Origin of the sequence: Bacteroides caecigallinarum, assembly GCF_021531075.1 — a bacterium.
Taxonomy (GTDB): Bacteria; Bacteroidota; Bacteroidia; order Bacteroidales; family Bacteroidaceae; genus Phocaeicola; species Phocaeicola caecigallinarum_B.
The window spans coordinates 38,921-45,520 of record NZ_JADYTJ010000025.1 but is presented as its reverse complement, the minus strand read 5'-3'; the positions used below and the strand labels follow the sequence as shown (position 1 = coordinate 45,520).

The 6,600-nt window shown below is 34.1% G+C and carries 5 protein-coding genes; all 5 read left to right on the top strand.

What is annotated here, in order from left to right; translation table 11 throughout:
- The coding region (locus I6E11_RS08375; RefSeq protein WP_235337620.1) for a hybrid sensor histidine kinase/response regulator transcription factor at positions 1–3,862 on the top strand (3,862 nt) is incomplete at its 5' end.
- Between the two features lie 50 nt (positions 3,863–3,912).
- Positions 3,913–4,860, top strand: coding sequence for an acyltransferase family protein (locus I6E11_RS08370; RefSeq protein ID WP_235337619.1), 948 nt, complete (start codon positions 3,913–3,915; stop codon positions 4,858–4,860).
- Between the two features lie 94 nt (positions 4,861–4,954).
- Positions 4,955–5,632: an O-methyltransferase gene (locus I6E11_RS08365; protein ID WP_235337618.1), complete on the top strand. Its 678-nt coding sequence runs from the start codon at positions 4,955–4,957 to the stop codon at positions 5,630–5,632.
- 67 nt (positions 5,633–5,699) lie between these two features.
- Positions 5,700–6,269, top strand: a complete 570-nt coding sequence (locus I6E11_RS08360; protein ID WP_235337617.1) for a cob(I)yrinic acid a,c-diamide adenosyltransferase — start codon at positions 5,700–5,702, stop codon at positions 6,267–6,269.
- A gap of 63 nt (positions 6,270–6,332) precedes the next feature.
- Positions 6,333–6,554 (top strand): DUF2795 domain-containing protein, encoded by a 222-nt coding sequence (locus I6E11_RS08355; RefSeq protein ID WP_002558131.1) that lies wholly within the window; start codon positions 6,333–6,335, stop codon positions 6,552–6,554.
- Positions 6,555–6,600 lie beyond the last annotated feature (46 nt).

Here is a 6,600-nt window from a genome sequence, read left to right as displayed (position 1 = left end):
TTCTACTTCTTTGTTGAGTAATAATGTATATCATGTACGTGAGTATGGAGACAGTCTTTTTATTCTCTCTACTAATGGGCTTCAAGCATATGATTATGTTACAGATAAATTTCATACTTTACTTCGTTCAGGAAATTATTATAACAATAAATGCATACTAAAACGTAAGGATGGTTCTATATTATTGGGTACAAGTGGATACGGTGTAAAGGTATTGCATATAGATGATAACGGAGGAAGTAAGGTCTCTGATTTGAATAATAATTATTACGGATATAACATAAATAGTTTGTTGGAAGATAATAATGGGAATTTGTGGATAGCTACAGAATTTGATGGCTTGGTATGTATATTGGCTGATGGAACGGAACGTCGTTACACCAGTATTGGAAATGATTCTATAGATTGTATTAATCTGTGTGTAATGGATTCCGGTGGAAGATTGTACATTTCTTCTGTGGGTAATGGTGTATATGTATGTAGTAGAAACGGAGGCAGTTTTAAAAAAATATACGATACACGTTATCCTGTAACATCGATAGTTCAATGTGGCGGTCGTATGCTGATTGGTACTGATGGGGACGGTATTGCATATTACGATATAATGACAGGAAATACAGGAAAGTCGGATTTTCTTGTCAGTGATATAAATCTTTCAGAAGCAAAGGTACATTCTATAGTAGTTGACAAATATGATAATCTTTGGGTTGGCGTATTCCAAAAGGGAGTTGTGTTTATTCCTGCAAATACTAATAAGTTTGGTTATATAGGCGGTCGTTCTACTTTGCATAACAGCATTGGGGATAAATGTGTAACTGGTATATGTCGTGATTCGGAAGGAAATTTTCTTGTAGGTACTGATAATGACGGTATTTATATTTTAGATGAAAATTATAAAATGATATCACATTTATCACCACGTAAACGAAATCCGGATGCCCCTCATACTGTAATGTGTATGTTACGTGATACGCAGGATAGAATATGGGTCGGTTCGTATCTGGATGGACTTTCAATACTTGATACCAAGAAACGGCTATTAAAAAAAATACACTTTCCGGAAAACAAATCTTCTAAAGCCGATAAAATTTATGCACTTGCTGAAGATATGTACGGAAGACTATGGGTAGGTACAATGGGAGTTGGTCTTTATTATATAGATTTAGCTAATCCAAATAGAGTTAATGATGTTCTTAGAGTTGGTAGTAATGAATTGGATTTAAATAAGAATGTCAATTTATGGATTAATAGTCTTTATTGCAGTCCATCGGGTATCTTGTATATTGGAACGGTGGACGGAATAAAGTGTTTAGATTTAAATACGGCTTCTTATATAGATACTTCGTCTGTTCTTAGGGGAAATACGATAAATTCTATATGCCAGGACAGAATTGGTAATATTTGGGTTGGAACTATGGATGGAATTAAAATCTTTAATTCGGATCTTTCTGTGATGTTGGATTCTTATAGTATCAGTGATGGATTACCAAGCAATGTTATTGCTTCAATTATTCCTGATTATTCCGGAAATATGTGGATAAGTACAAACTTGGGTATTGCAAAATTTGATTATCATACAGAAAAATTTATATCTTTCAATGCTTCTGATGGATTTTATAATAACGAGTTCTCTAGAGGAGCGTGTTATAGTGATGTGGATGGTAATATTTATTGGGGTGGAACTAACGGTATAGTATATTTTCGTCCAGATGAGGTTAAAGTGCAACATGCAAAATATAAAGTGAGAATAACGGGATTGTATCTTTATGGCAAACCTATTGCTCCCAATTCTATGTCAGGAAATTATCGTATAACTGATTCTCCGGTAGGAAATGGCTCCAGAATAGATCTTTCTTATTTAGACAATTCATTTGCAATAGAATTTGCTCCTGATAATTATAGTGTTGCAAGGGATTTTGAATATTCTATGAATGGAGGGGCATGGAATAGCCTTAAACAGGGAACTTCAAGTGTTTCGTTCAGTAATTTACAGCCAGGAGATTATAAGTTTGCTGTAAGGGGAAAAGATATGGGTGATGAGTTTATGCCTGCAACACTCTTTATAACAATCCATCCTGCATGGTATGCAACTGTGTGGGCAAAGATCGTATATTCTATTATAATACTGTCCGTATTATTCTTAATATTATACCAGGTACGATTAAGGTATCTTGTGCGTCAGGAAATGCTTGAACATAAACTTAGGGAAGAGTCCAATGAGGCCCGTTTGCAATTCTTTATAAACATTGCGCACGAAATTCGTACCCCTATGTCTTTAATTATAAGTCCTCTTCATAAACTTATATCGTCTGATAGAGACCCTATACGTCAGAAGGATTATTCATTAATGGATAGGAATGCCGACAGGATACTTACTCTGGTAAACCAGCTTATGGATACCCGTAAGATTGATAAGGGGCAAATGAAGTTGCGTTTTGCCGAGACAGATCTTGTTGGTTATGTAAAAGACATAATAGAAATCTTTACGTATCAGGCTGATGCAAAAGGTATAAAACTTGATGTTGTTTCTACTTCCGACTCTATAAATGTATGGATTGACCCGAACCATTTTGATAAGGTTATACTGAATTTGTTGTCCAATTCATTCAAACATGTGTCTAATGAAGGAGAAATAACCGTACGCCTTTCTGTTGGAGAGGATAATGATTGTTCTTCGCCTTTGTGTCATTATGCAGAAATAATAGTAGAAGATAATGGAACTGGAATAAAGGAAGATGAGATTGAGCATATTTTTGAACGTTTTTATCAGATATCTACAGATGCTTCGACTCAATGTGGTACAGGAATAGGGTTGCATTTGGCTATGTCACTCGTAAAATTACATTATGGCACAATGTCTGTAAGAAATAATACTCCGAATCCAGGTTGTAGTTTTTATGTTCGTATACCTCTTGGAAACGCACATCTTAATACCAGTGATATGATTGATGTGAATTCTGTCTATCAGCACAAGCCATATAGTATGCCTTTGCCAGTAGAAAATGTAGATGAGACTGTGTCTGTTTCTTCAAAATCAGTAAGAAAACGTTATACAGTTCTTTTGGCAGATGATGATGATGAAACGAGAAATTATTTGGCATCTGAACTAGGAAAGACCTATCATATACATCAGGCAAGAAATGGTAAAGAGGCTTTGGATATTGTATCATCCAATATTCCGGATTTGGTAATAGTAGACGTTATGATGCCATTAATGGATGGAATATCTTTCCTAAAAAAGATAAGGCAGAATATTAAGACGAACCATATACCCGTAGTGCTTCTTACTGCGCTGAATAGTGAGTCGGACAATATTGAGGGTATATCTTCTGGAGCAGATGCCTATATTACAAAACCGTTTAGTATAAGTATTGTTGCAACAACAGTGGCCAACTTGTTACGTAGTAGGGAAGTGCTTAAGAATAATTTTGGAGGCGGACAAGAACAGCTTGCTTTAATGGATTATATAAATCCGGAATCAGCCGATGAAAAATTGATGAAGAAAGTTATGAAAGTTATTAATGACAATATAGGAAATCCTGAACTTAATGTGGAAATGATTGCTGCACATGTGGGAATCAGTAGAGTACATTTGTATCGTAAACTGAAAGAACTTACAAATCAATCCACACGCGACTTTATTCGTAACACACGTTTGAAACAGGCTGAGGCTCTTTTGATAGGTGAAAAAGATTATAATATTTCAGAGATTGCATTGTTGGTGGGATTCTGTAATGCCACTTATTTCTCCAATGCATTCAAAGAACTTTATGGCGTTTCTCCAAGCAAATATGCAGAACTTCATAAAATCAAGAATAGTGATATCGATAAGGATAATGAGGCATCAAATGCAGACAGTTAAATAGTATAGGTAATGATGTTTATATGTATATTACATTCTAGTATAAATGTATGGCTAAAAGATTTGACGAGTTAGACTTCTTAAAAGGTATAATGATAATGCTTATGGTGGCCTTTCATTTGGTATATATTGGTGATGGGTACCCATATGTAAAACAAATAGTTTATACATTCCACATACCTGTTTTTTTTATAATTTCAGGATACTTGATGAATGTGGAAAAACCATTTTGGGGGTATGTGCGTAGTTTGTTATGGCTATTGGTTCCATACCTTATAATGGAAAGTGGTTATATTCTTATGGCTTCGGTTTTACCGATAAGGGAGCATATAGATGGACTTACTCCTGTTGTTTTTGTGAATAAGTTGTTCTTGACACCTATAGGTCCGTATTGGTATCTGCATTCATTGATATTATGTTCTGTAGTGTATTATATTTGCTTTATAAAGAGCCGGTATAAAGATATATTGGTAGCACGTATGGTTCTTTCATCGGCCGTTTTAGGTTTTATATCTTTATACTGGGGAATTATATCCTTGTCTAGCATATTCTATTTTCTTGTTGGAGTTACGGTAAGGCAATCTTCTGTTAATTTCTTCTCTTTCTTTAGAAAGTCATGGATTGCAGTATTGGGTTTTGTTGTGTTGGTTCAGTTTCCGACTAATCTAGATCGTTTTACGATAGGAGGAGTGTTGGTAGTATACTTGGTGATTTCATCTTTGCTTGCCATTTATGCTGTTTTGCCACATTTCATTTGTTCTGTAATTAATTATATTGGTAGACATACACTGGTCATATTGTTATTTTCCCCACTCTTCACGGTTGTGGTAAAACCGTTGGTAGATGTCTTTGCTTTTGATCAAACCAGATTGTTATTCCTTTTTACAGCTTTGTGCATTAATGTTTGTGGTTGTTTCCTTATAGGTGTAATAATGGATTATTGTGGGATAACTCCGTACTTTTTCGGAAAGAATAAAATTATGGAGAGTATAAAATAGTAATAAGATTTTTTTACTTGCTATTTATATATCGTATTCTTACATTTGCGAATTATAATGTTTTTTTATTTGCAATAATATAATAAGCAATTCTATGGGAAAAATTTTGTTAAGAGGTTGGAATTGGTGTAGAAGGTTTCGTAAAAGGTGTGGCTATGGTGTGCATTCTCCCTCTGATTTCTTTTTTATAACATTCATAATATACGAAAAGCTTCCATTTTATTCATACTCATCCTTACACCATATTAGAAGGCTTGTAGCTCATCTGCCCGGTCATCGCGAGAAAGTAGATAAATTATTTTTTCGTTTGGTTAATTATTTACGTCCTCAGACAGTTCTTGAGTTTGGTACAGGTTCTGGTATGACTACTCGATATATATCGGACGCAAATGTTGAAATGAGTATATACACATTTTCCGATGAAGTAAACCCTCAAGTAGATAGAATATTTTCAATGAAGAAGAATATTGGATATTATGGCAAACCGGATATGGCTTTTGAAAAAATGAAGGATAACCTTAAAAGTCCGATATTGTTTCACATAGCTCATACTCAGGACTATATTCACGTTTATGAAGAAATAATAAAAAAAGCTTCTTGTGGGGATTGTCTGATTATATCTCACCCATATAGTGATAAAAAAAAGAAATTATGGTGGAAGAGTGTTGTTGAAGATGAACGTACAGGTGTGACATTTGATTTATATGATATAGGAATTGTCTTTTTCGATAAAAAACGTGTAAAAGAGCATAGAATAGTGAATTTCCTGTAAAATAATATTTTATATCGAACTATTCTTCCAGTAAGTCGTTTTTATAACAAACAATATACAATTAACCATGAAAAAAAGTTTGATTTATACAAAGACAGGTGACAAAGGAACTACTTCATTGGTCGGAGGTGTTCGCGTATCTAAAACTCATCGTCGTTTGGAGGCTTATGGTACTGTTGATGAGTTGAATTCATGTTTGGGAATGCTTATATCACTTATTAAAACCAAAGAAGATATGGAACTTCTTCGATATGTTCAGCATAAACTTTTTTCATTGGGCGCATATTTGGCAACAGATTCTTCACAGACGGAGTTTAAAATGGATTCATATATTGATGATGAAGATATTTTAAAGTTGGAGAATGCTATAGATATTACAGATTCCGAACTTTCTCCTTTAAAAGGATTTGTTCTTCCCGGAGGTAGTTATCAGGCATCAGCTTGTCATTTATGCAGGACTGTGTGCCGAAGAGCCGAAAGAAGAATACTTGAACTTGAAGAAGAAAATATATGTACTGTTGATTTAAATTGTAAACGTTTTGTCAATAGATTGTCTGATTTTTTATTTGTTTTGTCAAGAAAATTAAATCATTTGGCGTCAATTGATGAAATTTATTGGGATAAGACTTGTAAATGAATTTTTTTGTTTTACTTTTGTGGCTCAAATAATAAAAGTAAAACTTTTAAAAATAGATATACTATGTATTGGACATTAGAATTGGCCTCAAAATTGGAGGATGCTCCATGGCCGGCAACTAAGGATGAGTTGATTGATTATGCAATGCGTTCAGGTGCTCCTCTTGAAGTGATAGAAAATCTTCAGGAAATGGAGGATGAAGGTGAAATATATGAAAGCATTGAGGATATTTGGCCTGACTATCCTAGTAAGGAAGATTTCTTCTTCAACGAGGAAGAATATTAATAGAATTCAGGCAAACAAAATTAAAGATCCAGCCCGAAATCTTAAT